The organism is uncultured Treponema sp. (assembly GCF_946187725.1).
GTDB lineage: Bacteria > Spirochaetota > Spirochaetia > Treponematales > Treponemataceae > Treponema_D.
The window spans coordinates 1-26,432 of record NZ_CAMHSK010000001.1; the positions used below are offsets into that span (position 1 = coordinate 1).

The 26,432-nt window shown below is 40.4% G+C and carries 27 protein-coding genes; 10 read left to right on the forward strand and 17 right to left on the reverse strand.

What is annotated here, in order from left to right:
* Positions 1-204 precede the first annotated feature (204 nt).
* A complete protein-coding gene (locus Q0Q74_RS00005) occupies positions 205-687 on the forward strand; it encodes a hypothetical protein (protein WP_294427363.1) in 483 nt (160 codons plus the stop codon).
* Between the two features lie 217 nt (positions 688-904).
* Positions 905-1,849 (forward strand): N-acetyl-gamma-glutamyl-phosphate reductase, encoded by a 945-nt coding sequence (gene argC, locus Q0Q74_RS00010; RefSeq protein ID WP_294427364.1) that lies wholly within the window; start codon positions 905-907, stop codon positions 1,847-1,849.
* Positions 1,850-2,006: 157 nt separating this feature from the next.
* Here the strand turns inward: argC and Q0Q74_RS00015 are convergent, their stop codons facing one another.
* From Q0Q74_RS00015 to Q0Q74_RS00045, 7 genes are all read right to left on the reverse strand, one after another.
* Positions 2,007-2,822, reverse strand: coding sequence for an esterase-like activity of phytase family protein (locus Q0Q74_RS00015; protein ID WP_294427365.1), 816 nt, complete (start codon positions 2,820-2,822; stop codon positions 2,007-2,009).
* Positions 2,823-2,887: 65 nt separating this feature from the next.
* A complete protein-coding gene (locus Q0Q74_RS00020; protein WP_294427366.1) occupies positions 2,888-4,867 on the reverse strand; it encodes a Na/Pi symporter in 1,980 nt (659 codons plus the stop codon).
* A gap of 95 nt (positions 4,868-4,962) precedes the next feature.
* On the reverse strand, positions 4,963-5,421 hold the full coding sequence (locus Q0Q74_RS00025; protein ID WP_294427367.1) for a hypothetical protein: 459 nt from the start codon (positions 5,419-5,421) through the stop codon (positions 4,963-4,965).
* Complete coding sequence (locus tag Q0Q74_RS00030) at positions 5,411-5,887, reverse strand: DUF3990 domain-containing protein (RefSeq protein WP_294427368.1); 477 nt, start codon at positions 5,885-5,887, stop codon at positions 5,411-5,413. Before Q0Q74_RS00030 ends, Q0Q74_RS00025 begins: the two co-directional genes overlap by 11 nt.
* Positions 5,888-5,907: 20 nt before the next feature.
* Complete coding sequence (locus Q0Q74_RS00035) at positions 5,908-6,153, reverse strand: hypothetical protein (protein ID WP_294427369.1); 246 nt, start codon at positions 6,151-6,153, stop codon at positions 5,908-5,910.
* Positions 6,154-6,238: 85 nt separating this feature from the next.
* Positions 6,239-6,436, reverse strand: coding sequence for a hypothetical protein (locus tag Q0Q74_RS00040; RefSeq protein ID WP_294427370.1), 198 nt, complete (start codon positions 6,434-6,436; stop codon positions 6,239-6,241).
* A 63-nt stretch (positions 6,437-6,499) separates the two neighbouring features.
* Positions 6,500-6,784 (reverse strand): DUF898 family protein, encoded by a 285-nt coding sequence (locus tag Q0Q74_RS00045; protein ID WP_294427651.1) that lies wholly within the window; start codon positions 6,782-6,784, stop codon positions 6,500-6,502.
* Positions 6,785-6,878: 94 nt separating this feature from the next.
* On the opposite strand from Q0Q74_RS00045, the gene Q0Q74_RS00050 reads away from it, so the two are divergent.
* The 3 genes from Q0Q74_RS00050 to Q0Q74_RS00060 all read left to right on the forward strand — a co-directional run bounded on the left by Q0Q74_RS00050 (position 6,879) and on the right by Q0Q74_RS00060 (position 9,535).
* Positions 6,879-7,088, forward strand: coding sequence for a helix-turn-helix transcriptional regulator (locus Q0Q74_RS00050; protein WP_294427653.1), 210 nt, complete (start codon positions 6,879-6,881; stop codon positions 7,086-7,088).
* 74 nt (positions 7,089-7,162) lie between these two features.
* A complete protein-coding gene (argA, locus tag Q0Q74_RS00055; RefSeq protein WP_294427371.1) occupies positions 7,163-8,557 on the forward strand; it encodes an amino-acid N-acetyltransferase in 1,395 nt (464 codons plus the stop codon).
* 48 nt (positions 8,558-8,605) lie between these two features.
* The gene (locus tag Q0Q74_RS00060) at positions 8,606-9,535 is read left to right on the forward strand and encodes an alpha-hydroxy-acid oxidizing protein (RefSeq protein WP_294427372.1); all 930 of its coding nucleotides are present in this window, start codon (positions 8,606-8,608) and stop codon (positions 9,533-9,535) included.
* Here Q0Q74_RS00060 and sppA read toward each other — a convergent pair.
* The 5 genes from sppA to Q0Q74_RS00085 all read right to left on the reverse strand — a co-directional run bounded on the left by sppA (position 9,526) and on the right by Q0Q74_RS00085 (position 18,044).
* Positions 9,526-10,605 carry a signal peptide peptidase SppA gene (sppA, locus tag Q0Q74_RS00065; protein ID WP_294427373.1) on the reverse strand — a complete coding sequence of 360 codons (1,080 nt, stop codon included), beginning with the start codon at positions 10,603-10,605 and terminating at the stop codon, positions 9,526-9,528. The two genes, Q0Q74_RS00060 and sppA, sit on opposite strands and share 10 nt — an antisense overlap.
* Positions 10,606-10,624: 19 nt before the next feature.
* On the reverse strand, positions 10,625-11,269 hold the full coding sequence (locus Q0Q74_RS00070; RefSeq protein ID WP_294427374.1) for a DUF975 family protein: 645 nt from the start codon (positions 11,267-11,269) through the stop codon (positions 10,625-10,627).
* Positions 11,270-11,353: 84 nt separating this feature from the next.
* On the reverse strand, positions 11,354-14,791 hold the full coding sequence (locus Q0Q74_RS00075; RefSeq protein WP_294427375.1) for an MFS transporter: 3,438 nt from the start codon (positions 14,789-14,791) through the stop codon (positions 11,354-11,356).
* 9 nt (positions 14,792-14,800) lie between these two features.
* The gene (locus Q0Q74_RS00080; RefSeq protein ID WP_294427376.1) at positions 14,801-16,369 is read right to left on the reverse strand and encodes a GGDEF domain-containing protein; all 1,569 of its coding nucleotides are present in this window, start codon (positions 16,367-16,369) and stop codon (positions 14,801-14,803) included.
* 100 nt (positions 16,370-16,469) lie between these two features.
* Positions 16,470-18,044 (reverse strand): GGDEF domain-containing protein, encoded by a 1,575-nt coding sequence (locus Q0Q74_RS00085; RefSeq protein WP_294427377.1) that lies wholly within the window; start codon positions 18,042-18,044, stop codon positions 16,470-16,472.
* Between the two features lie 182 nt (positions 18,045-18,226).
* Between Q0Q74_RS00085 and Q0Q74_RS00090 the strand changes: the two genes are divergently transcribed.
* Positions 18,227-18,535 carry a hypothetical protein gene (locus Q0Q74_RS00090; protein ID WP_294427378.1) on the forward strand — a complete coding sequence of 103 codons (309 nt, stop codon included), beginning with the start codon at positions 18,227-18,229 and terminating at the stop codon, positions 18,533-18,535.
* Between the two features lie 2 nt (positions 18,536-18,537).
* Positions 18,538-19,380, forward strand: coding sequence for a 5-dehydro-4-deoxy-D-glucuronate isomerase (kduI, locus tag Q0Q74_RS00095; RefSeq protein ID WP_294427379.1), 843 nt, complete (start codon positions 18,538-18,540; stop codon positions 19,378-19,380).
* Positions 19,381-19,590: 210 nt separating this feature from the next.
* Here the strand turns inward: kduI and Q0Q74_RS00100 are convergent, their stop codons facing one another.
* Positions 19,591-20,370 carry an outer membrane beta-barrel protein gene (locus tag Q0Q74_RS00100; RefSeq protein WP_294427380.1) on the reverse strand — a complete coding sequence of 260 codons (780 nt, stop codon included), beginning with the start codon at positions 20,368-20,370 and terminating at the stop codon, positions 19,591-19,593.
* 132 nt (positions 20,371-20,502) lie between these two features.
* Between Q0Q74_RS00100 and Q0Q74_RS00105 the strand changes: the two genes are divergently transcribed.
* Positions 20,503-20,865 (forward strand): helix-turn-helix transcriptional regulator, encoded by a 363-nt coding sequence (locus Q0Q74_RS00105; RefSeq protein WP_294427381.1) that lies wholly within the window; start codon positions 20,503-20,505, stop codon positions 20,863-20,865.
* Positions 20,866-20,896: 31 nt separating this feature from the next.
* Here Q0Q74_RS00105 and Q0Q74_RS00110 read toward each other — a convergent pair whose 3' ends face one another.
* Genes Q0Q74_RS00110 through folD form a run of 4 tightly spaced genes read right to left on the reverse strand, consistent with a single transcriptional unit; the run spans position 20,897 to position 24,477 of the window.
* Complete coding sequence (locus tag Q0Q74_RS00110; RefSeq protein WP_294427382.1) at positions 20,897-21,778, reverse strand: GTP cyclohydrolase I FolE2; 882 nt, start codon at positions 21,776-21,778, stop codon at positions 20,897-20,899.
* 11 nt (positions 21,779-21,789) lie between these two features.
* Entirely contained in the window at positions 21,790-22,686 is an 897-nt protein-coding gene (locus Q0Q74_RS00115; RefSeq protein WP_294427383.1) for a site-specific DNA-methyltransferase, read from the reverse strand.
* The gene (locus Q0Q74_RS00120; protein WP_294427384.1) at positions 22,679-23,572 is read right to left on the reverse strand and encodes a HindIII family type II restriction endonuclease; all 894 of its coding nucleotides are present in this window, start codon (positions 23,570-23,572) and stop codon (positions 22,679-22,681) included. Before Q0Q74_RS00120 ends, Q0Q74_RS00115 begins: the two co-directional genes overlap by 8 nt.
* 29 nt (positions 23,573-23,601) lie before the next feature.
* A complete protein-coding gene (gene folD / locus Q0Q74_RS00125; RefSeq protein ID WP_294427385.1) occupies positions 23,602-24,477 on the reverse strand; it encodes a bifunctional methylenetetrahydrofolate dehydrogenase/methenyltetrahydrofolate cyclohydrolase FolD in 876 nt (291 codons plus the stop codon).
* Between the two features lie 103 nt (positions 24,478-24,580).
* On the opposite strand from folD, the gene Q0Q74_RS00130 reads away from it, so the two are divergent.
* Together Q0Q74_RS00130 and Q0Q74_RS00135 are read left to right on the forward strand one after the other, a co-directional pair.
* On the forward strand, positions 24,581-25,240 hold the full coding sequence (locus tag Q0Q74_RS00130) for a hypothetical protein (RefSeq protein ID WP_294427386.1): 660 nt from the start codon (positions 24,581-24,583) through the stop codon (positions 25,238-25,240).
* A gap of 39 nt (positions 25,241-25,279) precedes the next feature.
* Positions 25,280-26,398, forward strand: coding sequence for a hypothetical protein (locus tag Q0Q74_RS00135; protein ID WP_294427387.1), 1,119 nt, complete (start codon positions 25,280-25,282; stop codon positions 26,396-26,398).
* Positions 26,399-26,432 lie beyond the last annotated feature (34 nt).

Sequence of the window (26,432 nt, forward strand, 5' to 3'; positions counted from 1 at the left end):
CAAGGAATAATTGATGAAGTTTGGTATTCTATTCTAAGAAATGAATGGAAAAATAGAAATGTTTATAAGAAATATTTTCGTATAACAAAGCTTCAAAGCCGATAAAAACTTTTGCGCCAATTCTGCCGTTGGCAGAACCGTTTTTACGGTTTAAGCAGTTGTTACACGGACACCCGAACTGGGATGCTTTCAAGGAGAAGCAAATTGAAAAAATACTTTTTTATTCTTTTTTCTATTTTTGTACTTTCATTTACGAGTTGTGTCACATTAAAAGATGCTGAAGTAACAAAAACTAAAGATATAAGGGAATATAAATATATAATTGTAAATTCCACTGAAACATTAAACTCAAGTTTCGGAGCAACAGTATATGATGGCGGATATTTTTCAACTGGAAAATCCGTAAATCCAGGTGATGTGATAAGTGGTTACTTAATAAAAAAAGGTTTCATTATTCTCAAAGAAAAGGAAAATGATTTGATTGATAAAACTCTAATTGTTAATTACGGCGAAAGCGGAAGGAGAGATGTTTTTTGGGGCTATACAACCGAAGTTACAATTCAATTTCTTACAGCAAATACAAATGAAGTCGTTTGTGTAACAACTGCAGAAGGAATTGGAGATACAGAAGCTGATGATATAAAAAAAGCAATTGCTAGAGCTTTGGATGCCGTATTTTTACAATAGAATTTTTTTCAGAAAGACAAGCTTTCTGAAAAAAATAATTTATATATTTTAAAGCAATGACGAAGAAGCACTTGAATAAATTGGAAAATAATATAAAGCAAGTCAAGCTTGCTTTATATTATTTATTTTACTTTAGGGCGAAGCAAAGCCCGACAGTTCGCCGAAGGCGAACTGTAACGCCCAAAAAATAAAAAAACTAGCCACAAAGGAGCAAAAAATGGCATACAAGATTTTCATTGACGGAAAAGAAGGAACTACTGGTCTCAAGATTTACGAGCGATTTGAGAAACGCACGGACATTGAGATTCTTTTAATTGACGAGGAGAAGCGAAAGGATCCGACTGAACGCGCTAAGATGATTAACGCTTCGGATTTTACCTTCCTTTGTTTGCCGGATGCGGCTTCTATCGAGGCTGTTTCACTTTGCACTAACCCGAAGGTACGCATTATCGACGCTTCTACGGCTCACCGCACAAACCCGGACTGGGCTTACGGCTTCCCGGAACTTTCGGCTGAGCACCGCGCTCGAATCGAAAAATCTAACCGTGTCGCTGGCCCTGGATGCTATGCTTCTGGTTTTGCTTCTATCTGCTATCCTCTTGTTTCACGCGGAATTATGTCACCTGATTATCCTGTGGTTTGCCATGCGGTTTCGGGATATTCTGGTGCGGGCAAAAAAGCAATCGCCCAGTACGAAGATCCTGCCCGCAACCCGGAGCTTGATTCACCACGACTTTACGCCCTCACTCAGGAACACAAACATCTTCCTGAAATGATGAAAGTGAGCGGCCTCAACTACAAGCCGATTTTCAATCCTTATGTCTGCGATTATTTCCAGGGAATGACTGTCACGGTCTCTCTCCATGCCCGCCTTCTGGAAAAAAAGCTCACCGCAAAGGAAATCGCCGAAGTCTTCAAGGAGCATTATGACGGCTGTAAATTCGTAAAAGCAGCTGACTTCATGGGCGAAGGCATTTTGACCGAAAGCTTTATCCCGGCAAACACTCTCGCCGGCACAAACAACATGCAGATTTTCGTCTGCGGCAACGATGAGCGAATCGTTATCACAAGCCGTTTCGACAATCTTGGCAAAGGGGCGAGCGGTGCTGCCGTCCAGTGCATGAACATCATGATGGGAATTGACGAAGGAACAGGACTGTAATTCACCACTTAGATAAAAGTAAAAAAAATAAGGCCAGAATTTCACCTGTAAATGGCGAAATTCTGGCCAAGCAAGCAAAACAAAAAAGTTTTGCAAAGGCAGGAACTCTTGCTCAAAAAAACAGCAATTCCTGCTAAAAAGGTATTTCAGTACATCCTTAGAATTTTACTGGATAAACAACATTATCTTCAGCTGTAGTATCGCCACCAAGAATTTTCTGACAAAGTACATTGTCTTTTACAATAAGAGCAAAATCATTGTCATTAGCAACACAGAATGTGTCTTTGTCCAAAAGCCAGATACTTTCAAGTTTTTCGTGTTTGTAAGCTCTGTCTTTTACCAAATCTGTAAGCACTTCTTTTTTGACAAATACGATTCCAGCGTTAATCAATTCTTCCTGAGTTGGGTACTTGCTGTCGCGCTCGATTACGAGGAACTCATCATTTGAAAGAGCCTCGATTCCACAGCAAGAATCTGTTTCATCAGGAGTTTTTGTAAGACCTTCCATACCTCTGTTTGCACGACGTTTGGCATAAACGGCAGGGATTTTTCTACCCTTTGTTGTCATTTCATAAGGACTGATTCTCTCAAGCTCTACACCGTCTTTTGAATAATGAGCGATATGAGGACCATATTCATCTGAAACCCAGAAAGTTCCGTCGCTCATTGCGACAAGACCTTCAATATCAATACCGTATTCGTCAGTACCAAGAATGTTATTTTCAAGGTCGTAGCCAAGCTCGCCTGTTGCACCCAGTCCTTTTGAATTTGGAAGGCCTGTAAGTTTTTTGCCTTCTGGATTTTTGAGGCTGATTCGGATTTCAACACCATCCTTTGTTTTTCCAAGAACCTTGTACGGAACTTTTGCTCCTTTTTCGTTGACCTTAAACTTTTTAGAAGATTCTGCAAAAACTGCTACAGAACAAATCGAAGCAAGTCCAAGAAGAATACCAATTTTTTTGAATTTCTTCATAATTCCTCCTACTGAATGTAAAAAGTATTGCAAAAAAGGAAAAAACAATAGTTCCGTAATTTTTTTTAGTTTATCTTATAGCCAATCCCACGTACAGTTTCGATTATTTTCTGGTTATTCAGTTTTTGCCGCAAAAGTCTGATGTGCACATCAAGCGTCCTGCTTTCGATTTCTTTGTCATAATTCCAGACCGCTTCACGAATCTGATCTCTTGTGACAATCTCGCCTTTGTTTTCCATAAGAAGGGCAAGCAACTCGTATTCTTTTACGGCAAGCTGGATTTCACTGCCGGAAACAAACACTTTCCGGCTTTTTGTATTGATGATTATATTCTGCGCGCTTATCAGATTTTTTTCTGTACCGTCGGCTAAAATCGAATCGTTTAAGTTCGGCTGTATTGCCTGAATCACACCGAAAACGCAATCTCCGGCTTTTTCAATCTTGCGGACAATATCCATGTAATTAAGCTCGGCTTTTACATTGCTTCCATTTTCGATTCGTCTGCGGCTTGCTTTTTTAAGTTCCCGCTTTGACTTATCAATCTGGTCTTCAACTTCGGACAACAGAACCTTATCAATTTCTGAAAGTCCCAGCGCGATGTAAGTGCAGGCCTGCTCATAAAAGACATGAACCGTGTCAAAATATGAAATCAATTCCGTTTTCTGATTTTCGAATGCGAGATTATCCGCCTCTTTCTTGAACTTACAGACTGTATGCATCATCGAACAGCACTCATCACTTAAATCTTCAAGATTCTGAACAATTGAAATCATGCGGGCAAAATTGTTTCGGTCATTGTGATTGGCTGTGGGAAGGCGGGAACATTTCTGAAGGAAATAAGTGATTTCGTGGTTCATCTCATCCACATATTCTTCTTTTGCATTGACCTCTTCGCTCAAAGCTTCAAGTCTGTCTGATTTCCGGCTCAGGCTTTCCCCCAGGCAGTCCATCATCTCCATTACACGGGCGGACATCTTGGTGACTTCTTTTTGAATCTGGAAACTGTACAAATCGGCGCTGATATGGTTTGAAGGAAGAATGACAGGCATCTTGTAGTGGGCGTCTTTTTCTTTCTGGCTTTCCGGGATAAATTTTTCGGCAAGGAAAGAAATCTGCTTTACGAAAGGAAGGAACAAAAGTGTCGCAGAGATATTGAAAACCGTATGCAGCATGGCTATGTGGGTCGTTATGTTCTGTGACGGGCTTCCTGGAACGATAATATCAATCAGCTTAAGGAAAGGATGAAGGAAAATCAGCGCCAGGAGAGTTCCCGTGACATTGAATCCGACATGAACCGCCGCCGTCCTTTTTGCGTTCACGCTTGCCCCAAAAGATGACATTACGGCATCAACCGTGGAGCCGATGTTGCTTCCAAGAACCATGGCCGCCCCCAAATTCCAGGAAAGGGAGCCGTTGGCAGACATGGTAAGGACAATGGCTGTGGTGGCAGACGAAGAATGAATCAGTGCGGTAAAGAAAACTCCTATCAGAACTCCGAGCAAAAGCCCTGCCCAGCCAAGCTTGTTAAAATCCTGCAGAAAAGCGACTGACTCAGGCTTTAAGTTCATCGAAGCTTTTAAAAGCCCCAGTGCCATAAAAAGAAGGGCGAAGCCCATGAAACAGTCGGCGAAGTTGTGAATCTTGAGCTTCTTGAAATATTTGAGGATAAAGCCGAAGCCGAACAAAGGAATCGCCGCCGCCTCTATGCTGAAAGAAAAGCCAAAAAAAGCTACAATCCATGCCGTGACAGTCGTTCCGATATTCGCACCGAAAATTATTCCTATCGCCTGCACAAGATTTATTATTTCCGCATTTACAAAACTCACGACCATTACCGTGGTCGCACCCGAGGACTGAATGATTGCGGTAACGGCCATACCTGTCAGCACCGCCGTGAACCTGTTCCCGGAGATTTTTCCCAGCAAAGAGTGCAGGCTGTTTCCGGCTCCCTTCTGAATACCGTTGGAAAGCATCTCCATACCAAAAAGAAGAAGGCAGAGAGAGCCGACAAATCCTGAAATTTGACTGATTACAGTTATCATCATTTATACTATAACGGCACAAAAACAAATATGATAGGGAATTTATGTTAATTGTATGTAAATTTTGAGGTTAAGGTCTTTGCTGTTTGTTCAAAAATTCAACTAGCATCTTGAATGATTTCACCGGCTTTCCAACACTCGTAAATATATTGGCGTGACTGATAGAAAAAATCTGTGTTGTAATTTGAAATCGCCTTGCTTATCCATGAATTGTAAACCTTGCAAAGCGTTTCTGCGATAAAATCAATGCTTTCATTTTCGCCGCAAATATCTTCTATCAATCGCTCATAAACTTCACCTATTGTCCAGTAATCTGGAACCTCGTAGCGACAAGAAACGACATTATCAAAAACTCCGTTCGCTAGAGATTTCATTTCAATGACTTCATCCGCTATTTTTTCAATTGGCTCACAATGCAGGACATCAGCATCTTTGTAAATCCGAGTGACAAAATTTTTCCCTAGCAAAGTCACAACAACTGAACGCTCTTGTTTGAGTTTTCTTCCAATATATTCAATCAAACTGCATGTGTAAAAAAGTGAATTGTTATTTTTCATCGTAGACCTCATCAGCCGTTTTGAAGGAAAGAGTTTCCAATGCTCGTGCGGTATGAAAACTTATCTGGTGTGTTGGCTTTTTGAATCGTGCGAGTTCCCAAAATGCAGAGCGAGAAATCTTTCCGTCTACAAAATTCTGAATGTAATTGAAAATCGTATCATTTGCCTTCGGACCTTCTACAATATCAAAATCATGCGACTTACCGCTTCGACAAGCAACAATAAAATCAAGCCATTCTTCTGTCATTTCTGGAAAAGAAAGAATCTTTAAATTCGGATTCGGCATATAAGTATATTCATTCATAATACCCTTTTCGTTGAAACGAATTGCCCATCTTTTGGCCTGCTCCATAAGAAGCGTACAATAAAATCCAAAATAAAAATCCTTGTTGTATCGTGTTATTCGAATTTCTGGAGACCTAACGATTTCTTTGCTTCCATGATAGAGAATTTTTGATTCTGCCATGAAATAATTATAGTGTATTTTTAGTGAAATAGCGAATGGAATTTATACTGGCAGGATATGCACTGCAAGGGAAGTCCACATTTTAGTAAAATACTTCCTGCCACAGTTATGCCAATAGAAGGTCTTTTAAAAGTTCTTTCCATTACATCAAGAACATTATAATAACTCATTTTACCATTCAATAATCCTATAAATTTTGATTGTTCTGGATTACCGAGAAAATCATTAGCTGTAAGCCCATTCAAATCTATTCGTGAAAAATCCATATCCCTGCCTCCAAATAAGGTAATCTTTTATTCACCGTGCTCAATAATGTACGCACAAAGCTTTCTTATAAAAGTATCCAGAGCATTAACCGAAAATTTCATGCTCCCTCGTGTTGAACCATTGGTTCGGAATCCAAATACAATAAATTCCAAGCGTGACAAAAGCCAAAAGCAGGCAGAGCATCCATGTTCCGAACAAGCCTGTTACAATAGCACCGAGCAAACTCCATCCGATAAGCTGCAACAATCCGCCGTCAAAATAACTTGCTTTTTCTTTGCGCAAATTTTGCTGTGCAGAAAAATTTGGAATTTCGTCTTCAAAGAATGTGTTTGATTCTCGCCATTTTCAGATTTTGAGCGGTACCCAGAAATCGTAAATTCCAAAAGTTATGAGCGTAAGGAACCAACAGAGAATCCAAGTGCCGAAAAGTCCACCCGCACTTCCTGTGAATTTGAGCCTATGACCGTCAATCACTGTGTGTTTTGCTTCCCATTCATAAAGCCAGCAAATAGCAAGCGGATATAAGATTCCGAATGTTGGGCCTGTTACAAGCCCTCCAAGCAACGACCAACAAAATCTCTGCAAGACACCACCGTCAAAATAGCTTTCTGTTGAGTTTATTTTTGTCACAGATGTTGATGCAACGACAGCTTCTGTTCCTCCGACTTTTGTTCCGCATTTCGGACAGAAAGCAGGATTTGATGCCTCAAATATTGCTAGGGGAATCAGATTAAAAAGCAGTCCTTCTGTCGAAACTGCCGTAAAAATTGCAGAGGTTTTGAATGTTCCAGTTGAATATCTTGTAACAGGAAAAAATTTAAAATCAACCGAACAACAAAATTCCGTGAACATAAATAAATTCAAAAATACGCTCAAACCATCGAAAAATTGGAATCAATTCCCGAAAAATCCCGCAATTCTATTCTTTCACTAATTGAAAATCTGAGCGAAGATTGCAAGTAACTCTCAATTCTATGCAAAAATCTTGCGCTGTGTTACAATTTCGGCATGACCACATCCCCAATCCTTGAGAAAGCAGAGCGAATCCGTGATGTTATTCGCTACATTAAGCGATTTAAAAACGCGGCGGTTGTCATTCATATTGACGATGAAATCATTGACTCTCCGCTGTTCGTTAGTCATATCCGTGACATTGCTTTGATTCATCAGGCAGGTCTTCGTGTGATTATCGTGCCTGGTGCCAGAAAAAAGATTGATGCAGTGCTTACTCAGAATCATATTTCCTGGACTTATCAGAATGGCTGTCGTATAACACCTGGCGAAGCAATTCCTTTAATCCGTAATGCAGCTTTTGAAGTCGCGAACGGTGTTATGACGAGTCTTGCGGGTGAAAATCTTACGGCTGTTATTGGAAACTGGGTTCGTGCACGCGGAAAAGGTGTTCTTTCTGGTGTTGATTTTGGAACTGCTGGTGAAATCGATAAGCTTGATGACAGTACAATCAACACGATTCTGGACAGTGGCTTTATTCCGATTTTCCCCTGCATCGGCTGGAGTTTGAACGGAAAGCCTTACAACATTTCTTCGGCACAACTTGCTTCTCAGATTGCGACTCATTTAAAGGCTGACAAGCTTTTCTTTCTGTTGCCAGATGCCGAACTTTCACAGAAATATTTTGAGATTCCAAAAGAGCAGGGGCTTTCTCCAGAAGGTTGTATTCCTGCGATGAATCTCGAAGAACTTGATGAATTCTTGAAGATTAATGAGTGCGGTGAATCTGTTCATGACGATGAGAAAAATCTTCTGTCTGATAAAATCCTTTCCTTACTGAATCTTGCAAAAAAGGCTGTAAAATCAGGGGTTACGCGTGTTCATATTCTGAATGGTTCTCTTGAAGGTTCTTTGCCTTGTGAGATTTTCAGTGATTTGGGTTCTGGAACCATGATTTATGCTTCTAATTACGGCAAATTCCGTGCTATGAGGCGTGAAGATATTTCTGCGGTTCTTTCACTCATACGCCCCTTCGTTAACCGGGAGATTTTGCTTCCTCGTTCGGAACAGCAGATGGAAGCAGAATATAATGATTTCATTGTGTATGAGCTTGACGGTGCGATTCGTGCTTGTGCGGCTCTTCACATTTATGACCGCTCGCAGGCGGAAATTGCGGCTGTCGCAGTTGATGAAAATTGCAGTCACATTGGAATCGGGCCTAAAATGATGGAATATCTTGTCGAAAAGGCCAAAATGGTTTCAATTGAAAGCGTTTTCATTCTTACGACGCAGACGGCTGATTGGTTCGAAAAGCAGGGTTTTGTTCCTGATGATATTTCGTCATTGCCGCAAAAACGGCGTGAAACATGGAATCCAAATCGTGGTTCAAAACTATTCAGACTGAAGCTTAACAGTTCTGGAAATCAGTCTTTGAAACCACATCATTTTTAGGCGAAATTTGTGATGTTCAATGACGGCGAGATTTGTTATAATAATTCAGTGACTGAAAATAAGTTCAAGTGCAATTTCTGCAAGGTCTGTAACGGGAAAGGTTGTATCTCTCAGCTACCCGGAATGGGCGGTGTATATAAAAACGAGAATTTCATAAAAAACTGCTCAGCCTGGGAAAAGGTACGGAATAAAAATATCGAAAAAATCAAACGATTTCTCGAATTGGAGCCGGAATTTCGTGTTCCATCTATAAGCATTGCCCCTATGACTGGTGCGGTTGAAAACATCGGTTTTGCACATGAATCTGATTTTTATGATGCGATTATACAGGCAATGCACAGGGTTGGAGTTGGCTTGAGCATAGGAGACGGCTACCCTGATGAAAAGCTGCGTTTTGGAATTGAAGCTCTTCAAAAAATCAAAATTGAAGCTCCGGATGCACGCACTTCTGTTTTTATAAAGCCATACACTAACGAAAAGATTATTGAACGCTTTGAATGGGCGAAAGATTGTGTAAAAGTTACTGGAATAGATATCGATTCATACAATATTTTGACGATGCGAAATCTCGCAAAACTTGAAAAAAAGTCTGTCGCACAGTTGCTTGAAATCAAAAATCATATAAAGATGCCGTTTGCTATAAAGGGCATTTTTCTCAAAGAAGACCTTGAGCTTTTAAAAGAAGTCAAACCTGACATTGCTTATATTTCAAATCATGGTGGCAGGGTTGAAACTCGAAAGGGAAGTACTGCGGAATTTTTTGCAACTTACGGCGATGAAATCAAAAAATATTGCGGTGAACTCTGGATTGATGGAGGAATCCGCACTTCGCAGGATGTAGCGACTGCAATGACTTTAGGTGCGGATTGTGTTCTTGTAGGCCGCCCCTTTGCTTCCGCCTTGTGTCATGGTGGAGCAGAGGAGCTTTGCGGTAAAGTTCTTGAATTGAGCCTTTTGAAATACGGTTTTTATTCGTAAAGATAAAGGCATTTGCTGGAAGTGTTTCCCAAAAGCCCGTAAATACTTGCTTCTGGATTTTTGATGAGACTAGAAGCCTCTGAAAAAAGTGAAATCCAGTTTTCGCCGTAGCGATATTTGTATTCAACGAAATTGATTTGCTCATCTTTTGCGTTTTCGTCTTTTTCAGACAGATAAGTCTTTATGTCAGATTTTGCGTCTTCAAGCGAGCAAACTTTGTCTACGAGACCGTTCTTGTGTGCCTGATTTGCCGTGTAAATTCTTCCGTCTGCAAGTTTTTTTACATCAGAAATGTTCATTTTGCGTGAATCGGCAACAATTTCCGTGAACTGCTCATAAGCTTCATCTGCGATTGACTGCAGGATTGAACGCTGTTCTTCGGTCAGAACGGAATTGTAATTTCCCATGTTTTTGTTTTTTCCGGCCGTGATTGTGGTCATTTTGATTCCAAGCTTGTCGAGAAGGGCAGTTGCATCAATGCTCTGACCAGCGATTACGCCGATTGAACCTGTGAGGGTATTTCTGTTCGCGTAGATGTAATCTGCACCACATGCGATGTAATATCCGCCGCTAGCAGCCAGTGAGCCAAAGTAAGCGAAAACTGGTCTGCCGGTAGCTTTTTTGTAATCCATGAGGGCGAGATATGCTTCGTCTGATTCGTAAACTGTGCCTCCAGGAGAATCGATGTTTACAAGAATTCCCCGGTTTTTGCTGTCATTTTTTGCGCGTTTGATTTGTTTTAAAAGCCATTTCTGATTGTAAGTTTTGTTTTCTGCGGAAATAACGCCGGAAATGTAAATTACTGAAATGTACGGTTTGTTGGTGTTTTTGGGTGCTTCATCAAAATCTTTGCCTAATTTAAGTGATAAGATTTTGCTGAGAGTGTCGGAGCTTTCATCGTCAAAATCCTCATCAAAGTCTTCTTCGAAATCTTCGTTCTGATTTGTGCTGGAAATTTTGAAGGAGAAAGTGCCTTTGTCGCTGAGTTTTGAAATGATTGACTTGGCACCAAGAATCATTGAAATCGCCGCAATGATGATTAAGATTATCAATCCCTTTTTGTGTTTCATTTTACTGTCCTATTCAAAATTATTCAAAATCTGAAGGTGAAAGCCTGTTCTGTGCGAAAGCCATTCGTTTTAAATCATAATACGCATAGGTTTTTGCCATTGTCATGTACGGATAAAGCCAAATGAACCCGATTCCGCAGGCAATCAAGCTTAATATCATCCAGCCCAAGAAGCTCAAATCCATGACGAAAAGATCGGCTTTGTGACCGCTTGTTAAAATCTTGCTGATGTCCATTGCCTTTATCGCACTGATTTTTGGATTTTCGGCCATAACAAAGAACATCATTGAATAACTGTAAGATTTTACAACTCCGGGAATAAAGAAAAGAAGTGACCAGAGAAAAACCCACAGGAAATTCCAAAGACTGCCCAAAAGCGCGTTGAGCCAGTGTTCTTCGAGTCCCTGAAGGAAAGTGTTGAAAGAAATGTTTTCGTAAGGCTCAGAGGCTCTGCCACCCAAAGACATTGAAATGGAAATCATTTTCATGAAAGTGAAGATGATGCCGACACTCATAATTCCACCCACGCACATGCTGACCGGGAAGCCGCCTAAATTTGAAAGGCACGAAAGGACAAGATAAACCAATGCGATAATGCATGGAACGCTCCAGTTTGAGTGAAGTGTGTTTAATGCCGCTGTTTTATATTTTACTCTGTCAAACATAAAAAACTCCTGTAAAAGTCTTATGATAATATCACTATTCCTTAAAAGATAATAGCTTAGGAAAGAGTGATTTATTATTTGTTTTTAAGATTTCAATTTTTCTTGCATGGTTTCAATTTCCTGCAAGGTAAGGAATCCTCCGGCTGTAAAATAATCAGTGAGCGATTTTTGCAAATCTGGAATGTCTTCGATAAATTCAACATTCAGGAGATGAATTATTGAATATTGAACAGCTCCAGGCCCCCTGTATTCGTAGATTCCCATGTTAACTGAATCGCAGTAATCAGCCTCAATTTCTGCCCAGGACGCACCGCATAAGCCGGAAAGCACCGCACAGACAACACCAGTTCTGTCTGTTCCGATTGCACAGTGAATCTGATAGGGACCTTCGGTTTTATTGATGAACTGAACGATTTTCTTTATTCCTTCGGCAAATTTTTTGCTCGAAGAATTTTCATAACACTCACTGTAACTGCAATCCGTTATGTAAAGAACTGCATCATTATCGATGATTGACTGATAATATTCAGGCATTCCGTAAGTCGTGTTTTTTTGACATGAATCCGACAGGTTGATATCTGCCTTGATTCCTGCTGTTTCTGAAAGTTTTGCCACATATTCCATTCGCTTTTGGCTTGTATCTGAAACTGTTTTTTTGTCTTCATCATTGTATGGATGGAAAGAGCGGAAAAGATTTGTGGTTCCGGGAACAAGCCTGAAATTAGCAATCTGCTTTTGTCCTTCTTCGCTGTCGAGGTCAAAATCTGAAAGAGTCTTGCATTTTTTGGCTGCAGAGAGTCTTTCCGTAATGAATTGTTCGTTTTGTGTTGAATAAATCAGCACAAGGAATTTCTCACCTTTATCAGTTCCGTTGAATTTCTGATAAATATATCCGTCGGGCACGAAATCTGGCGGCGGAATAATCTTACCATCTACCTTGAAATTATACGAAGGCTGACCGGATTGGTTTGTCTGCTGAACATCACCATATTGGACTGAGCAGTACCAGAATCCTTTTGGGTTTCGTGTCATCGTGTAGTGAGTACCTTTGTATTCGCCGTTGTGGTCGTTGATTCCCTTGTTGAAGTGAGCCTTTACGGAACGCGGTTTTGAGCCGAAAAGTTCTTCGCTAAATAGAACGACAAATCTTTTGTTTGCGCTGTCGTCAATGAAGCATTTTCGGAAATTTTCCTCAGTAATCTGAAGTTCATCAATCGGTGTCTGCCAGGAAGCAATTTTAGTGAGTGAAGCAAGTCCTGTGGAATAAACACAATAAACGCCCTTTGATTCCGGAATCATAGGTGTTAAACAGAATTTTTCTGAATCCTGCTCGGTTCCGTTTGTGATGAAAATTTCTGCGGAGAAAACATTCTTGAAGTCGTAAAGATAGAATTCTTTGAGAACTTCGCCGTCTCGTTGAGCCAGTGCTTCCTGCGGGGATTGAACTTTGATTTTTGTGATTATTTCGACTGGAACTTCTGTATCATGCAGCTTTTCTGCTTCGGGAACACTTTCGTCATATTTTAAATTTTTGTACTGAATAAACTTAAATTCTTTTCCAGAAGAGTATTTTTCTGAACGCATGATGATGGCGATTCCATCATGCTCAAGATGGCCCAAAACGCTTGTTTTTCCGCTTTCAACTTGAATTTCGTTTCTGTCAAGAATTTTTCCGTTTGAATCAGAAACTGACAGAATCCAGGTTCCCGGCGCAATGCCTTCAAGCACGATTGAGCCTGAGGCATTCTGATTTGAGAGTTTTGATGACAGCGGATCATTTACGCTTACCGAAAAATTTTGACTGAGAAGATAGTCAAAAATGACCGCACCTGTTGAAAGCTTGTAATCGGCTTTTGTTGAGCTATAAGGGAAAGAAAAGCCTTGAAGCTCACCGATTAATTTTGAAGAATTGAACAGGCATGGTGGAAGTTCACTGTCGATTACGGCTCGAACCGTGTCCATTCGGCCGTCATTTTCAAGTTCTTCAAAGTTGAAGATATTTTTGACACCAAAAAGAACATCGCCAAAGGCCGTTGTGTTTTTGCTTACAAGAACCGAATTTTCTCTTCCCGCAATGATGTCAACGACAGCCCGCATTTGGAATACAGAAAGTTCTTTTTTAGTTTTATCGAATGCTTTTATTGTAACAATTCGGTCTCGGCCTGCGGGAACATTTTCAATTTTTATTTCGGTTGATTCCCTGAAGCGACTTGCAGGCAAGAAATTGATTTTTGGGCAATCATCGTCATTTATGTCATGACCGCTTATTATTATAGAATAGAACTGAATTTCTAAATCTTCGTTGTTCTTGAATCCGGACAGCGATGAGCGCGAAATTTTAAGGGAGCCGTGACCTGAATTTGAACTGGAAATGGTATTTCGGGCTTTTAAAGCAAGAGCTGCGAAAACCGCACCGATTACGGTTATTGCAATTCCGGCAAGGAGCATTACTTCGATTCCAGCAGCGGAAATCAGGATTCCGCCAGCAAGACTTCCGGCAACAGAACCGATTGTTTGTGTACCGCTTAAAAAGGACTGGGCTGTTGTTTTGTCTTCGGAATTTACGGCTTCTTCTGCATAATAAACGGATGCGCTTGCATAAATTGCAAAGGAAATTGCCTGAGTCAGCTGCGTGATGAATAAAATCGGAATGTTGAGGGAAATTGCGTAACCTGTAGCTTTTATGATGAACGCAAGACCTGAAACAAGAAGAAGTTTTTTTGAGCTTATGTGCCTGTTTATTCGCGTGAAGCAGAACAACACTGGAAGCTCTACGACTGCGGAAATGGCAAGTGCGAATCCAAGTGTTTCTGAAGTGCCACCGGCTCGTCCACAAATCTGAATCAAAAATGTTGTCGCGAGATTGTGGAAAGTCATCTGAAGTATGCAGGAAATCCACATCAGCGTGAATGCAGGATATTTTTTTAGAACCGAAAGAGGTGAGGCTGATGTTTTGGTTTGCGTTTCCGCGACAGGAGTTTCACCTTTTGGCATTGTGAGTATGACTGTTATGAGACAGAGTGATATTACAGCCGTACTAAGCGGAACGACAGAGCTTTCAAAAATCAGTGTGAGTTTTCCGAGAACAAGGGAAAGAAAGGCATAACTGAGCGAACCGATTCCCCGCGCGATACCGTAGTTGATTTTCTCGCTTTTGCTTTGACATATAAAACCCGCCCGGTTTACTAGTGGCAGTGTAGAATTGAGGAAAATCAGGGAAAGACCAAAAAACACTCCCTGAATAAGCGTATGGTCAAAAATAACGAGAATCAATGAACAGAAAGCGAGTGCTAAAATCAGTATAAAAGAAAGACTTTTCCAGCCGCTGCGTCCCCGGTCCACAAGGCGACCAAAAATCGGCTGTGCAAATGCTCCAATCAAACCGAAGGTCGCCGTGATAATCCCGATTCCAGAGGCAGAAAAGCCTCGTGAAAGAAGGTAAAAAGTAATATAACCATAAGTGCTGCAAAAGAGCATCCAGAAGAAGCCCTGTAGAAAGCAGTATTTTACCATTGTTTTCATAGTTTGCCTTTATTCTTCCCGAACAGCCTTCATTGCTTTTTTGTTAGTATACATCTCTTTGTCTGCTCGTTTAAATATATTATCGTAGGAGCAGTCGATTTCTTTATTGAAGATAGCATAACCGATTGCGGCTGAAGTTCTTTCCCAATATTCAAGTTCCGTATTGTCCTGAAGTTCTTTGATTTTCGCCTTGAATTTATTGGTAAGGTCTTCGACATTTGCCAAATCTTCGCCTTTTAAGATGACTACAAATTCATCGCCACCGATTCGGAAGACAGGAGAGTGGTTGAATATGTTGCAGAGGATTTTACAAACAGAGACGATTGCGATGTTTCCTTTAGCATGGCCGTAAGTGTCATTGATTCGTTTGAGGAAATTCAAGTCAACCATGGCAACACCAATGTCTGTAAGGCCACAAGACATTTCCCATTCGATTTTTTGAACTTCTTTGTCGTATGATGTTTTGTTGCGGATTCCAGTGAGGGAGTCTTTTGTGGCAAGTTCGCTCAGCTCCATTGCCTTTTGCCTTGTGCTTTGCAAGTCCATTGCTGTACGAGACAGGCTCTTCATATAACGGTCAAGCTCATAAATCATTTCGGTGAATTTCCCGATGATTGAGGAAATTTCATCTTTGTTGGTGATTTCCAGCGTAAGATTCTCTGCGATTTCAGTCTTCTTTGTCTTTGAATATTCTTCGATGAAATCACGGATTTTCATGAGTTTTCTGATGTATTTAGAGCGGATTAATAATAGAAGGAAAAACATGAAGAGATTCAGGACCACGCCAATCATGAGCATCTGCTGAATCGTGGCATAAAGAATTCCCTTGTGGACTTTGGCAATCTCAACTTCAACACCGATGGCACCTAGCTTTTCTCCGTTTATTATGACCGGTGAATAGAAAGCATAAGTTTTTCCGTATTCATTGTCAAAAGAATCGTAACCTTTGGGGCGTTTACCTGAGAGCCATGCTTCAAATTCTTTTTGGTGTTCTTCGCGCTTATGAGTTACGGTAATTCCAAGCTCAATGTATTTTTTTTCATCAACGATTCTTTCATCACGCATGGCATCAAGGGCGTACATTATGTCCAGTGAATCTTCTTCAGCTGATGGAAATGGAATAATGTATTCGACATAAATAAGGTTGAATCGCTGGCGTGATTTTTCAAATTTATCCAGATAATACTCATGCTTGTAAATGGCATAGGCTGTTTTGACTTCTTCTGCAAGCTCTTCAAAAGCGATGGTTTGTCCCAAAACTTTTCCAGGATGATTCTTTGCAAAAAGCGTCTCATATCTGGCTTTGCTGACAGGAATGTCCTGGGCTGTAAAACTGTGAGGAACTAAAAGTTCTTTGTAGTGTTCAAGAAAATATTTCTGATACCAGATGAATTCATCGCCGTCAGTAACAAGCAGGTCATCAAGATAAGATGCCACATACTGAATGCTTTCTTCGCGTTGTGTTTTGTAAAGTTTGGTCTGATTGATGTAGGATAGAAGTGAACTAATGATAAGCGTCAGAAGAGTGAATGCCGCAAACATAAGCGTGAATTTGAAAGTGAGAGAGCGATTCTTCATAGTTGTACCCCTGTTTACATGGAATCTCTTTAAACCATTATAATTGAGGTTTTTAAGAAAATCAAAAAAATTAGGGGGTAGTGATTAACACTTACCTTGATTAATCGGCACTCTTTGTCAAATTCTGAAAACGCGCCTTCATTTCTTTTTTGTTGGCATGCAGTGCTTCTTCGGCCCGTTTAAATAGGTTTTCGAATGCAGCGTCGATATTTGGGTCGTAAATTGCAAATCCGATTGCGGCGGAAACTCGCTGCCAGACTTCAAGATGGTGGTTTTTCTGGAAATCACCGAGCCTTCTCTGGAATTCAATTATGAGTTCCGTAATATTTTTTAAATCACTGTCTTTTAAAACAACTGCAAATTCGCCATCTTTGAGACGGAATACTGGTGAATGCTCAAATACGCGGCAAATGATTTCAGAAAGCAGTACGATAGCGGCATTTCCTTTATCGTCACCAAAGGTTTCGTTGATTTTTTTAAGGAAGTTCAGGTCGATTAGGGCAATTCCGAATTCCTGCAGGCCTTCCGCCATTTCCCACTCGATTAACATAACTTCCCTGTCATATCCGGTTTTATTTCGGATTCCAGTGAGTGCATCTTTGTAGGCAAGTTCGTTTAGTTCGATTGCCTGTTTGCGCGTTTTCTGTAAATCTTTTTTGGTTTTCCTGAGATTCTGCATGTAAAGTTCAAGTTCGTAAATCATGTCGGAGAACTTTGCCATGAGCGTGGAAATTTCATCCTTGTTCTTAATTTCTGCCTTCAGTTTTTTGGTGATTTCAGGTTTCTTTTCATAGGAATATTCTTCAACAAAATTGCGTAATTTAACCAGCTTCTTTATGTAGAGTACGCGGATTATGACCAGAAGGAGGCTCATTGAAAGGATAAGTATGCTTCCAGTTACAAGCATTTGCTTGAGCGTATCGATTAGAATTTCATGGTTTACATTTTCAATTTCTACTTCTACACCGATTACGCCGATTGTTTTTTCTTTGACAGAAAGAGGTGCATAATATGCGTAAGTTTTTCCGTATTCGTTGTTGTAAATATGGTAGCCACGCGGGCTTTTTCCTGAATACCATGCTTCCCACATCAGAGGATATCCTTCTTCGGAATTTGGTACATCGATGCAAAGATTCATGTAAGTTTCACCGTCTTTTTCAACAGGTTCGCGAATTGCATCAAGAACCCAGTACATGTGCCCCTTTTCTCCAGTTGGAATCAGATAGTATGCGTAAATGATTCCAAAAGTGTCTTGAACCTCATCAAAAAGCATCCGGTAATATTCAAAATTGTACTGCGTGAAAATATGCTTTAATTCGTCGGAAAGCTCGTCAAAAGAAACTGTCTGTCCAAGAACTTTTCCTGGATTCTGCTGCTGAAAAAGCGTCTCGTACCGCACACGGTCTTGTTCTACGGTGTCCCAGTTAAAATCGATAGGAATTTTGAATTCTGACGCGTGTTCGATAAAATATTGATTAAATAGAAGAAATTCTTCGCCATCGGTTACAAGAAGTTTTTCAAGATAGACTGCAACTTTCTGAAGACTTTCCTCCTTTTGGGATTTGTATATGTGCATCTGACTGTAAAATGAAAGCAGGGAAGTAAGAATAAGAGTGGCCAGCGTGAATCCCACAAACATGAGTGTAAATTTGAAAGAGAGGCCTCTGTTCTTCATAAAATATCCTCACTTATGGTTAAGGTGGTATTAAACATTTTACCAGAGAATTTTAAGAATTGTAAAGAAAATTGTTTTTGTCTTGCAGATACGGCAATTTCTTTGCTATATTGGACTTTGGGGTCAGAAATCTTTAGTTGTTTGAATCGACCCGCAAAACTTAATTTTAATGAGGTTTTTATATGAAAATCGCAAAAAAACTGTTTTTATCAGCTGTTTCTGTTTTTATGATTTGTGCAATTCCACTCGCTGCTTCCGGCAAGGCTGATGACACTGAAGTGCCAGTCGAAAAGTCAGCAAAAGACAAAAATTCGGCAACAAAATCTTCTGAAAAGAGTGCACAATCAGATAATCCAACAGAAGGCTTTGAAGAAGCTGGAAAGGCTCTTGGTGAACTGGGCAAACAGATTGAATCAGCAGCCAAAGCTTTTGATAAAGGTTTCAAAGAAGCATTCTCATCAGACGATTCATCGAAATCTAAAAAGGACTAAAAATGGACATTCGTTATTCAACAGGAAAAGAGCCGTTCAAAAGAATGACTACAGAAGAAATGCGTGAGGAATTCCTCATCGAAAACATTTTCATCAAAAATGATGTTACTGCCGTTTACAGCCACATCGACAGAATTGTGACTTTGGGCGCAATGCCTGTAGATGAGACAATTCGCCTCGACAAAAATATTGATGCGATGAAAGATTTTGGTGTTGATTTCTTCCTGCAGAGACGGGAACTCGGCATGATTAACATCGGTGGTGACGGAATTGTTGTTGCTGACGGTACAACTTACGAAGTAAAACACTATGATGCACTTTATCTTGGAGCAGGAACAAAAGAAGTTACATTGGCTTCAAAAGATGCGTCAAAACCAGCAAAATTCTACATGAATTCAACTCCGGCTCACTGCACATACCCAAGCCGAATCATCACTTATGAACAGGCAAATCACATTCACATGGGTTCAGCCGCTGAGTCAAACGACCGCACAATCAACCAGTACATTCATCCGTCTGTTTTGGACACCTGCCAGCTTTCAATGGGCATGACACACTTGGAGACAGGCTCAGTCTGGAACACAATGCCAGCTCACACACACGAGCGTCGCATGGAAGTTTACTTCTATTTTGATTTCCCGGAAGATCAGGTTGTATTCCATTTCATGGGCGAACCACAGCAGACACGCCACATCGTAATGCACAACAACGAAGCCGTAATCAACCCAAGCTGGAGCATCCACTCAGGCGCCGGCACAAGCAATTACACCTTCATCTGGAGCATGGGCGGCGAAAACCGCACCTACACCGACCAGGACTGGATTCGCACGCCGGATTTGCGATAGCAGTCTGGCGAAGTTAAATAACTTCCTTGCAGAACGAGGCGGCTTGTCCGCCTCATTCGCACGCCGGATCTGCGATAGAAAATTTAAAAATTGGGCGCCACCGTCGCATGAAGCGACGGTCGGGCTATCCGTGGTTCCATTCCTTCGCTTTGCTACGGAACAGCCCTAACGGGCTGCCACTACTATCCCTGGCGCGTTAAGCAAGAATTATCAGAAGGTGTAGCGATAGCCTGCCGAAAGCAAGAACACAGAACGACATGCAACTTCGTCATTATCAACTTCAAGTTCTGTAAAATCATGCATATATCTGGTATTAAAGACAAGAGCAGATGTTTTTGAGAAATTAATTGCCAAATCAGCGCCAATTTCCATTCCAAACAAAACAGAATTAGTGATTGTGTCTTTTGTTCCTTCATCGTATAAAGGAATTGTTTTTCCTGCACCTTTTGCCGTAATCTCAAAATCTTCTTTACACTTTCCTAACGGAAAAGAAAGATAAAATCCTCCGTGCGGAATGAGTTCAAAGAAACCGCCCTTGTTTACGGTATATGTTAGCAGAATAGGAACTTCCATCGTCGTATAAGAAATCTTGCCTTTCATTTCCAAAGTTACAACACCAGCTTCAGAATCATAAGTTTTTGATTCGGCATTAATTTCTGTTCCATTATTGAAAAGGAAGCCTATCTCACCTTGAATACCAAGGGCTGGAAAATTTGTAAAATTTCGATTGCACCAGAAAGCCAATCCTCCTGTACCGGCAGCATCATTATCAACAGAATAAGATGCTGTAGTTCCAGAGAGTCTAGTAGCAACCAAGCTTAAAATGCTTCCTAATTCGCGCTCTTCTTTTTCCGAGATGTTCAATATACTTGCGCCGAGCGAGCCACGAACGCCAAAAGATTTCTGGTCAAAAAGTGCTTCTGACTCTTGAGCTACCGCAGTAGAAGCAATCAAGATTCCAACTGCAACCAATGATACGATTTTTTTCATGATAATAAACTCCTATGTGTAAAAATCCGCGTATTCAAATATATGACTACGCGGATTTAACAACTGTGTCAAAGTATAACTTTAATCCAACTAATTTTCAATCATATTACGCACATCAAAGTATTATAAGGCATGGGCTTTAGAGAGAATCTGAAATCGGAGCTTTCCTTTCAAGGAATATTGGTCAAAGAGCTTTCTTTAAAAACAGGTATCAATAAACGGACGCTTGATAATTATCTTCGAGAAAAAGGCAATATTCCGCCAGCCGATATCGCCGTAAAAATCGCTGATGCCCTAAATGTTTCCGTAGAATTTTTAGTTACAGGAACAGAAAAACGGTTAAATCTTGAAACCTCCGAAACTTTCTCTGCTGATATAAGGCAAATGGCCAGAAAAATTTCAGAAATGACAGAAAATGAGAAAAATCTGGTGCGTGCTCTTGTGGATGAAATTGTTCGGCAAAACTCCCCTGAAGAGAATTTAGCTCAATCCTAGCGAGAATTACTTCGTAATTCTCGTGAAACACTTATTCCCCATATTCAGCATAAGCGTATGCGTTGTGATAATGTATGCTTTCTTCCGTCTCGGCTTCGACCGTGAACCATTTGAAGTCCATTTTTTTTAAGGCAAGATAGACCTCGCGAACGACATCCTCAACAAAACGCGGATTGTCGTATGCGTGCTCCGTAACGAATTTTTCGTCCTGCCTTTTCAAAACTGAATAAAGCGGAGTCGATGCACATTCCTCAATCATCGAAATTACATCTTCAATCCAGAAAAATTTGCTGTAAAGCACTTTGACTTTCACAAATCCACGCTGATTATGCGCACCGTATTCCGAAATTGCCTTAGAGCAAGGACAAAGCGTTGCAATCGGTACTTTAATTGAAATGAAGAATTTTGAATAAACTGGGGTTTTAGGGGCTTTGCCCCTAGGAGAAGGGGGTGTGGGTGAAAGCGAAGCTTGAACCCCAGGGGGAAGACTTTCCCCCTCCCCATTGCTAATTGCTAATTGCTCACTGCTAATTTTCACTTCCCCCTCGTACGAGCATGTGTATTCCATGAGGCCGGCGGATTTTGAAACCGGGGCGGATTTTTCGATAAAGTAAGGAAATGTGATTCGCCCGAAAGCACGCTCCGCGTCCAGCTTTGCACGAATTTCTTCGAGCATTTCAAGAAAATTGTTCATCGAAATGTCGTTGTGGTGCTTGTGGAAGACTTCGATAAAGCGGCTCATGTGAGTGCCCTTGAAATTATGCGGCAGATTGACAAAAAGATTTACCGTGCCAGTTGTTGACTGAACCTTATGGTTCTTGTCCAAAACCTGAATCGGATAGCGGACATTTTTAACACCGACTTTTTGCAGAGGAACTTCGCGTGTATCTTGGGTTGACTGAATATCTATCATAAATGCCTATTTTATTGATTAAGTCGTTTTAAAATATTGTCATAATATATTGGATTTATCTCAAATCCAATATAATCTCTGTTAAGATTTTTTGCTGCAACCAATGTCGTTCCACAACCACAGAATGGGTCTAAAACAGTTTGACCTTCTAAAGTCACCATCTTTATCAATATCTCCATTAAGCTTACAGCTTTTTGTGTTGGATGCAAGCCTCTGTCAGATTTTTGAGTTTTGACTTTCAGTATATTTGAACAAACTTCCAACCCTTCATTCAGCGTTTCGGAAGTTTTTAGTGCATATTCATTATATCCGCCCAAATTGTAATTGAGAATATTATCTGTCAATGTTGTTCCGATTGGATAAGGTTTCATAAACCACAAGATGGGCTCGAAAAGGGGGCGAAGATTACCAACTTTCCAACCTGACCATTTTTGGGAATTCTCAAAATCATTTCTTCTGTCAAAGACACAACTAACCCTCTGTGCACGATATGCAGCGGCATCTTTTTCCCAAGAAATCATATCCTTAAAAATGAAACCAGAATCTTCAAGAGCACAAATACAACGATGTGCCATTCTTCTTCCAGCAAATATAAAACAACTTGCCCCGGGCTTCAAAACCCTGTACCAATCACCAGCCCAAGACTTACACCAATCATAATACTCTTGCGGTATATTCTTGTCAGCCTCTGACCAACCATTCAGAGGTTTTCCACGTTTCTTGAAAATTCCATGTGCTTGCTTTTCAATAGGATTTTCTTTAAGTAAAGCTGAATTTGTATTAGAGTGAAGAACATCCCAATCATCATAGTTAATTCCATAAGGAATATCAGAGAGAATTAAATGAATTGTTTCGTCTCCAATCGTCTTTATAAGCTGGATTGAATCTCCAAGCTCCACTCTATTCATCTTTTTCCCCTAAAGAAGAAATATAATCTGTGATGACTGAAATTTTCTCTTCAAGTTTCGTTTCTTTTATAAGCTCGTTAATTGCCTGATCTTTTGTATAATTCCTGATATTGTCAAGTTTTTCCACACAATATTTTATTTCATCATGAGCTCGATTTATTATCACATATTTATACGAATCAAGAATCTTATAAAACTCTGGCAAGTCAATATTAAGTTTTGCTGCAATAAATTCATTTACTTTTGGCAAAAAACAATTTTTTGCATTTTTATATGCAAAAGTCGAATCACGAGAAATTCTTGTCGAACTTTGCCAGATTGATTCTAAAGAGAAATTCTCATTTTCCTTTTTATTTTGCTCAAGCAAAATCGAAATATGCTCCCAAGATAAAAGACACACATCTTTATCAAGTGCTGTCTTATAAATCTGACTTTCTTCTTTTGGATATTGAAAATAAGGCGAAACTAAAACAGCATGTTCATGGTCTGCACCTCTCCAATCGCTCAACGCTGCAACTTTGAAATCTTTTTGATTTTTTGCAGTTCTGCTTAAACGAAAGCATTTTGCATCAGCAACAAGGCTATATCCATGATAAAAACTTTTTGCAACAACATCCGCACTGTCACCACGCTCAGAAATTGCACGAGAATCCATACCCAAAAGTCTAAAACACTTTGCAAGAATTATATCAGATGCTTTTGAGAATAATTTTTCTTCTGAGGAACTTGCTTTTATATTTTCAGGAATCGTACCAATATTTTTTACGATATTTTTTATAGCAGTGTTATCCAAAGAATCTACATACTCGGAAAGTTTCTGAGTTTGGTCTAAGAATTTACCTGTTTTAGAAATTTCGAATAATTTATCTAAAAAAGCATTAAACATTTTCAGCTCCGTTTTTAAGTTTTCAACATTTATTTTACCGTATTCTCCGCAGCCTCTAATGTATTGTACATCAACATAGCGATTGTCATAGGGCCGACTCCGCCTGGAACCGGCGTGATGTAGCTTGCTTTTTCTTTGAGGTCGTCAAAATCACAGTCACCAATCAGGCGGAAGCCGCTCTTTTTCGTGCTGTCCGGGATTCGGTTTACGCCAACGTCGATTACAACGGCTCCGTCTTTTACCATGTCAGCCGTTACTGTGTGAGGGTGGCCGCTTGCAGCAATCAAAATATCTGCCTGGCGGGTGATTTCTGCCATGTTTTTTGTGCCTGTGTGACAGATTGTAACGGTGCAGTTTGTTTCTTTACGGGCAAGAAGAAGTGAGACCGGCTTTCCTACGATGTTGCTTCGACCGATTACAACGGCGTGCTTTCCGCTTGTTTCGATTCCCATGCGTTCAAGGAGAACGATGATTCCGTGCGGTGTGCAAGGAAGGAATGCTTTTTTGCCGATTACAAGATTGCCGACATTGACCGGATGGAAGCCGTCAACATCTTTTTCTGGCGAAATTGCCATGATGATTTTGTCTTCGTTGATATGTTTGGGAAGAGGGAGCTGGACGAGGATTCCGTGAACTGTGTCGTCTTTGTTGAGTTTATCGATGAGGGCGAGGAGGTCTTCTTCGCTTGTGTTCTCTGGTAAAACTTCGCTTCGGTCGGCCATGCCTGCTTCGGCGAGTGCCTTGCGCTTTCCTGTGACATAGCTTACGCTCGCAGGATTTTCACCTACGAGAACGACTGCAAGACATGGGGTAATGCCTTTTGCTTTGAGGGCGGCAACTTTTTCTGCAACTCCAGCCCGTACATCCAAAGCAATCTGTTTTCCATCGATAATCTGTGCGCTCATTTTGTAACCTCTTGGTAATTCTTTTCTTTATTCTATAAGAATTGAAAATATACTCTATTTTCGATAAAATTACTATCTATTATTTAAACCACACCGAGGATTTATGAAACGCTTTCTTGCGCTTTTTTGTGCGCTTTTTTTGATTTCAGGTTTCGCTTTTGCGGACGATGAAGAAGTTGACATCAACGATGACATTGATCAGGAGCAGCCTAAGGTTGAAGAAGATAATGAAGATCAAGATGTAGTAATTAAAAGCACTTTGAATCTCAACGAACCTGGTGATCAGTACATAAAAATTGGTCTTATGATGACTTGCCCGCTTAATTTTGGCGGTTCTTTCCCGTTGTTCCGCGATGGAAATCTTGCTACTGGCGGTTCGGGAATGCTTGGTTATCATCGGTTTATTACAAACTGGTGGATTGTCGGACTTGATGTGTATTTTGGATATCATCCTACAATCGGAGAAAACCTCTTTACTTACATTCCTTTTGTTCTAGACACAACGATTCAGCCGACCTTTAAACGATTTGAATTTCCGCTCACAATTGGAATTGGTGCTGCAATGGAGAACTACCTGAGCCGCACTTATTTTCCTGGTTTGATTCTTCGTGGTTCGGCAGGTGCTTTTTACCGTGCTACGCCAAGCTGGTCTTTCGGACTTGAGGGAGATTACATGTACATGCCGCAGTGGTATGATGACCCGAAATATAATGATTACGGACTTTTCGGTTCATTCGTAGTTTCGGCCCGCTACCATTTCTAAATCAGATTGCTCAAATTGTCTTATAAAATAGGAAGAAACATGAAAAATCATAAAACGATAAAAAAGACTTTGATTTCTGCTCTTGCAGGATTTTCCTCATTCTTTCTGCTTTCCTCATGTGACGGTGTTATTTTTGATACAATCCGTGATGAAGTAAAGCTCGCTGATGCGGAGATTACCGGAGACATTCAGAATATTGTTCGCTATACGCTTGATGGCAAAGAGCATGTTTTTGTCTCTACCGGTGAAATTTCTTACAGAAGCATTGATGGTACTCTTGCTGGCACAAAAATGACTTTTGGCGATTTCCCAACCCCGTCAGGCTTTGTTTTTTCGATTGCAGCTGATTCTTCAAATCTTTACGCGCTTTCAATTACAATCGAAAAAGATGATGATGGATACAATGTCGGTAAAGAGCGAAATCTTTACTGCTATGACGGCAGTGCCTGGAAAAACATATGGTCAAAATCTTATGACGGCAGCGCTTCGGCAATTCTTATGAGTACAAACACTCCAAAAGTTGCAAACCGAAAGGCTTATTTCAGATATGGATCAGATATTTGGGATTTGAGCGGTACCACAGAACTTTCAGACGAAAACAAACGAACTGATACGGTTCAGGAAAGTGGTATTGCGACAGGAAAGACTTTTTCTGACTATGACAATAAAACCGTTCCGACCTATCTGTCACGCTCTTGTTCTTATTTTAAAGGATCTGTTTACTTCAGTTCTGCGTATGCAATGGCGACTAACGAAACTCCGGAATCTGATGCAACTTACATCTATTATTCAAGTAGCGACTATGTTTACTATTCAGCAGATGCTTCTACATGGACATCAGTTAGCTTGAATTGTGATGTGATTTATTCAATGGCACTTACTTCGGATTATCTTCTTGCCGGAACAGACAGCGGAATTGTTCATACATCACTCAAAGAAAATGTTCCTTCAGCGGGAAATGCAGATTTTGATACAAATGCCGCTTCAACACTTTCTTCATATTACGAAGTTCCTTCAATTTTAGTGCTTGATTCCTCGCGAAACGAAACTAAAGCAACGATTTTTGCTTCAGCTGTAACTTCAAGTACTTCTGCATCATTGGGAAATGTCGGTTTGTGGTCATATTTTGCAACAGACGGCAAATGGAACAGAGAATAGAAGTAAACGCTTAATTATAAAAAGATTTTGAATT

Bases quoted from the DNA above. Each gene is read 5' to 3' on its own strand.
- argC (WP_294427364.1), top strand. From the start codon at position 905: ATGGCATACAAGATTTTCATTGACGGAAAAGAAGGAACTACTGGTCTC.
- Q0Q74_RS00015 (WP_294427365.1), bottom strand. From the start codon at position 2,822: ATGAAGAAATTCAAAAAAATTGGTATTCTTCTTGGACTTGCTTCGATT.
- Q0Q74_RS00020 (WP_294427366.1), bottom strand. From the start codon at position 4,867: ATGATGATAACTGTAATCAGTCAAATTTCAGGATTTGTCGGCTCTCTC.
- Q0Q74_RS00025 (WP_294427367.1), bottom strand. From the start codon at position 5,421: ATGAAAAATAACAATTCACTTTTTTACACATGCAGTTTGATTGAATAT.
- Q0Q74_RS00030 (WP_294427368.1), bottom strand. From the start codon at position 5,887: ATGGCAGAATCAAAAATTCTCTATCATGGAAGCAAAGAAATCGTTAGG.
- Q0Q74_RS00035 (WP_294427369.1), bottom strand. From the start codon at position 6,153: ATGGATTTTTCACGAATAGATTTGAATGGGCTTACAGCTAATGATTTT.
- argA (WP_294427371.1), top strand. From the start codon at position 7,163: ATGACCACATCCCCAATCCTTGAGAAAGCAGAGCGAATCCGTGATGTT.
- sppA (WP_294427373.1), bottom strand. From the start codon at position 10,605: ATGAAACACAAAAAGGGATTGATAATCTTAATCATCATTGCGGCGATT.
- Q0Q74_RS00070 (WP_294427374.1), bottom strand. From the start codon at position 11,269: ATGTTTGACAGAGTAAAATATAAAACAGCGGCATTAAACACACTTCAC.
- Q0Q74_RS00075 (WP_294427375.1), bottom strand. From the start codon at position 14,791: ATGAAAACAATGGTAAAATACTGCTTTCTACAGGGCTTCTTCTGGATG.
- Q0Q74_RS00080 (WP_294427376.1), bottom strand. From the start codon at position 16,369: ATGAAGAATCGCTCTCTCACTTTCAAATTCACGCTTATGTTTGCGGCA.
- Q0Q74_RS00085 (WP_294427377.1), bottom strand. From the start codon at position 18,044: ATGAAGAACAGAGGCCTCTCTTTCAAATTTACACTCATGTTTGTGGGA.
- Q0Q74_RS00090 (WP_294427378.1), top strand. From the start codon at position 18,227: ATGAAAATCGCAAAAAAACTGTTTTTATCAGCTGTTTCTGTTTTTATG.
- kduI (WP_294427379.1), top strand. From the start codon at position 18,538: ATGGACATTCGTTATTCAACAGGAAAAGAGCCGTTCAAAAGAATGACT.
- Q0Q74_RS00100 (WP_294427380.1), bottom strand. From the start codon at position 20,370: ATGAAAAAAATCGTATCATTGGTTGCAGTTGGAATCTTGATTGCTTCT.
- Q0Q74_RS00105 (WP_294427381.1), top strand. From the start codon at position 20,503: ATGGGCTTTAGAGAGAATCTGAAATCGGAGCTTTCCTTTCAAGGAATA.
- Q0Q74_RS00110 (WP_294427382.1), bottom strand. From the start codon at position 21,778: ATGATAGATATTCAGTCAACCCAAGATACACGCGAAGTTCCTCTGCAA.
- Q0Q74_RS00115 (WP_294427383.1), bottom strand. From the start codon at position 22,686: ATGAATAGAGTGGAGCTTGGAGATTCAATCCAGCTTATAAAGACGATT.
- Q0Q74_RS00120 (WP_294427384.1), bottom strand. From the start codon at position 23,572: ATGTTTAATGCTTTTTTAGATAAATTATTCGAAATTTCTAAAACAGGT.
- folD (WP_294427385.1), bottom strand. From the start codon at position 24,477: ATGAGCGCACAGATTATCGATGGAAAACAGATTGCTTTGGATGTACGG.
- Q0Q74_RS00130 (WP_294427386.1), top strand. From the start codon at position 24,581: ATGAAACGCTTTCTTGCGCTTTTTTGTGCGCTTTTTTTGATTTCAGGT.
- Q0Q74_RS00135 (WP_294427387.1), top strand. From the start codon at position 25,280: ATGAAAAATCATAAAACGATAAAAAAGACTTTGATTTCTGCTCTTGCA.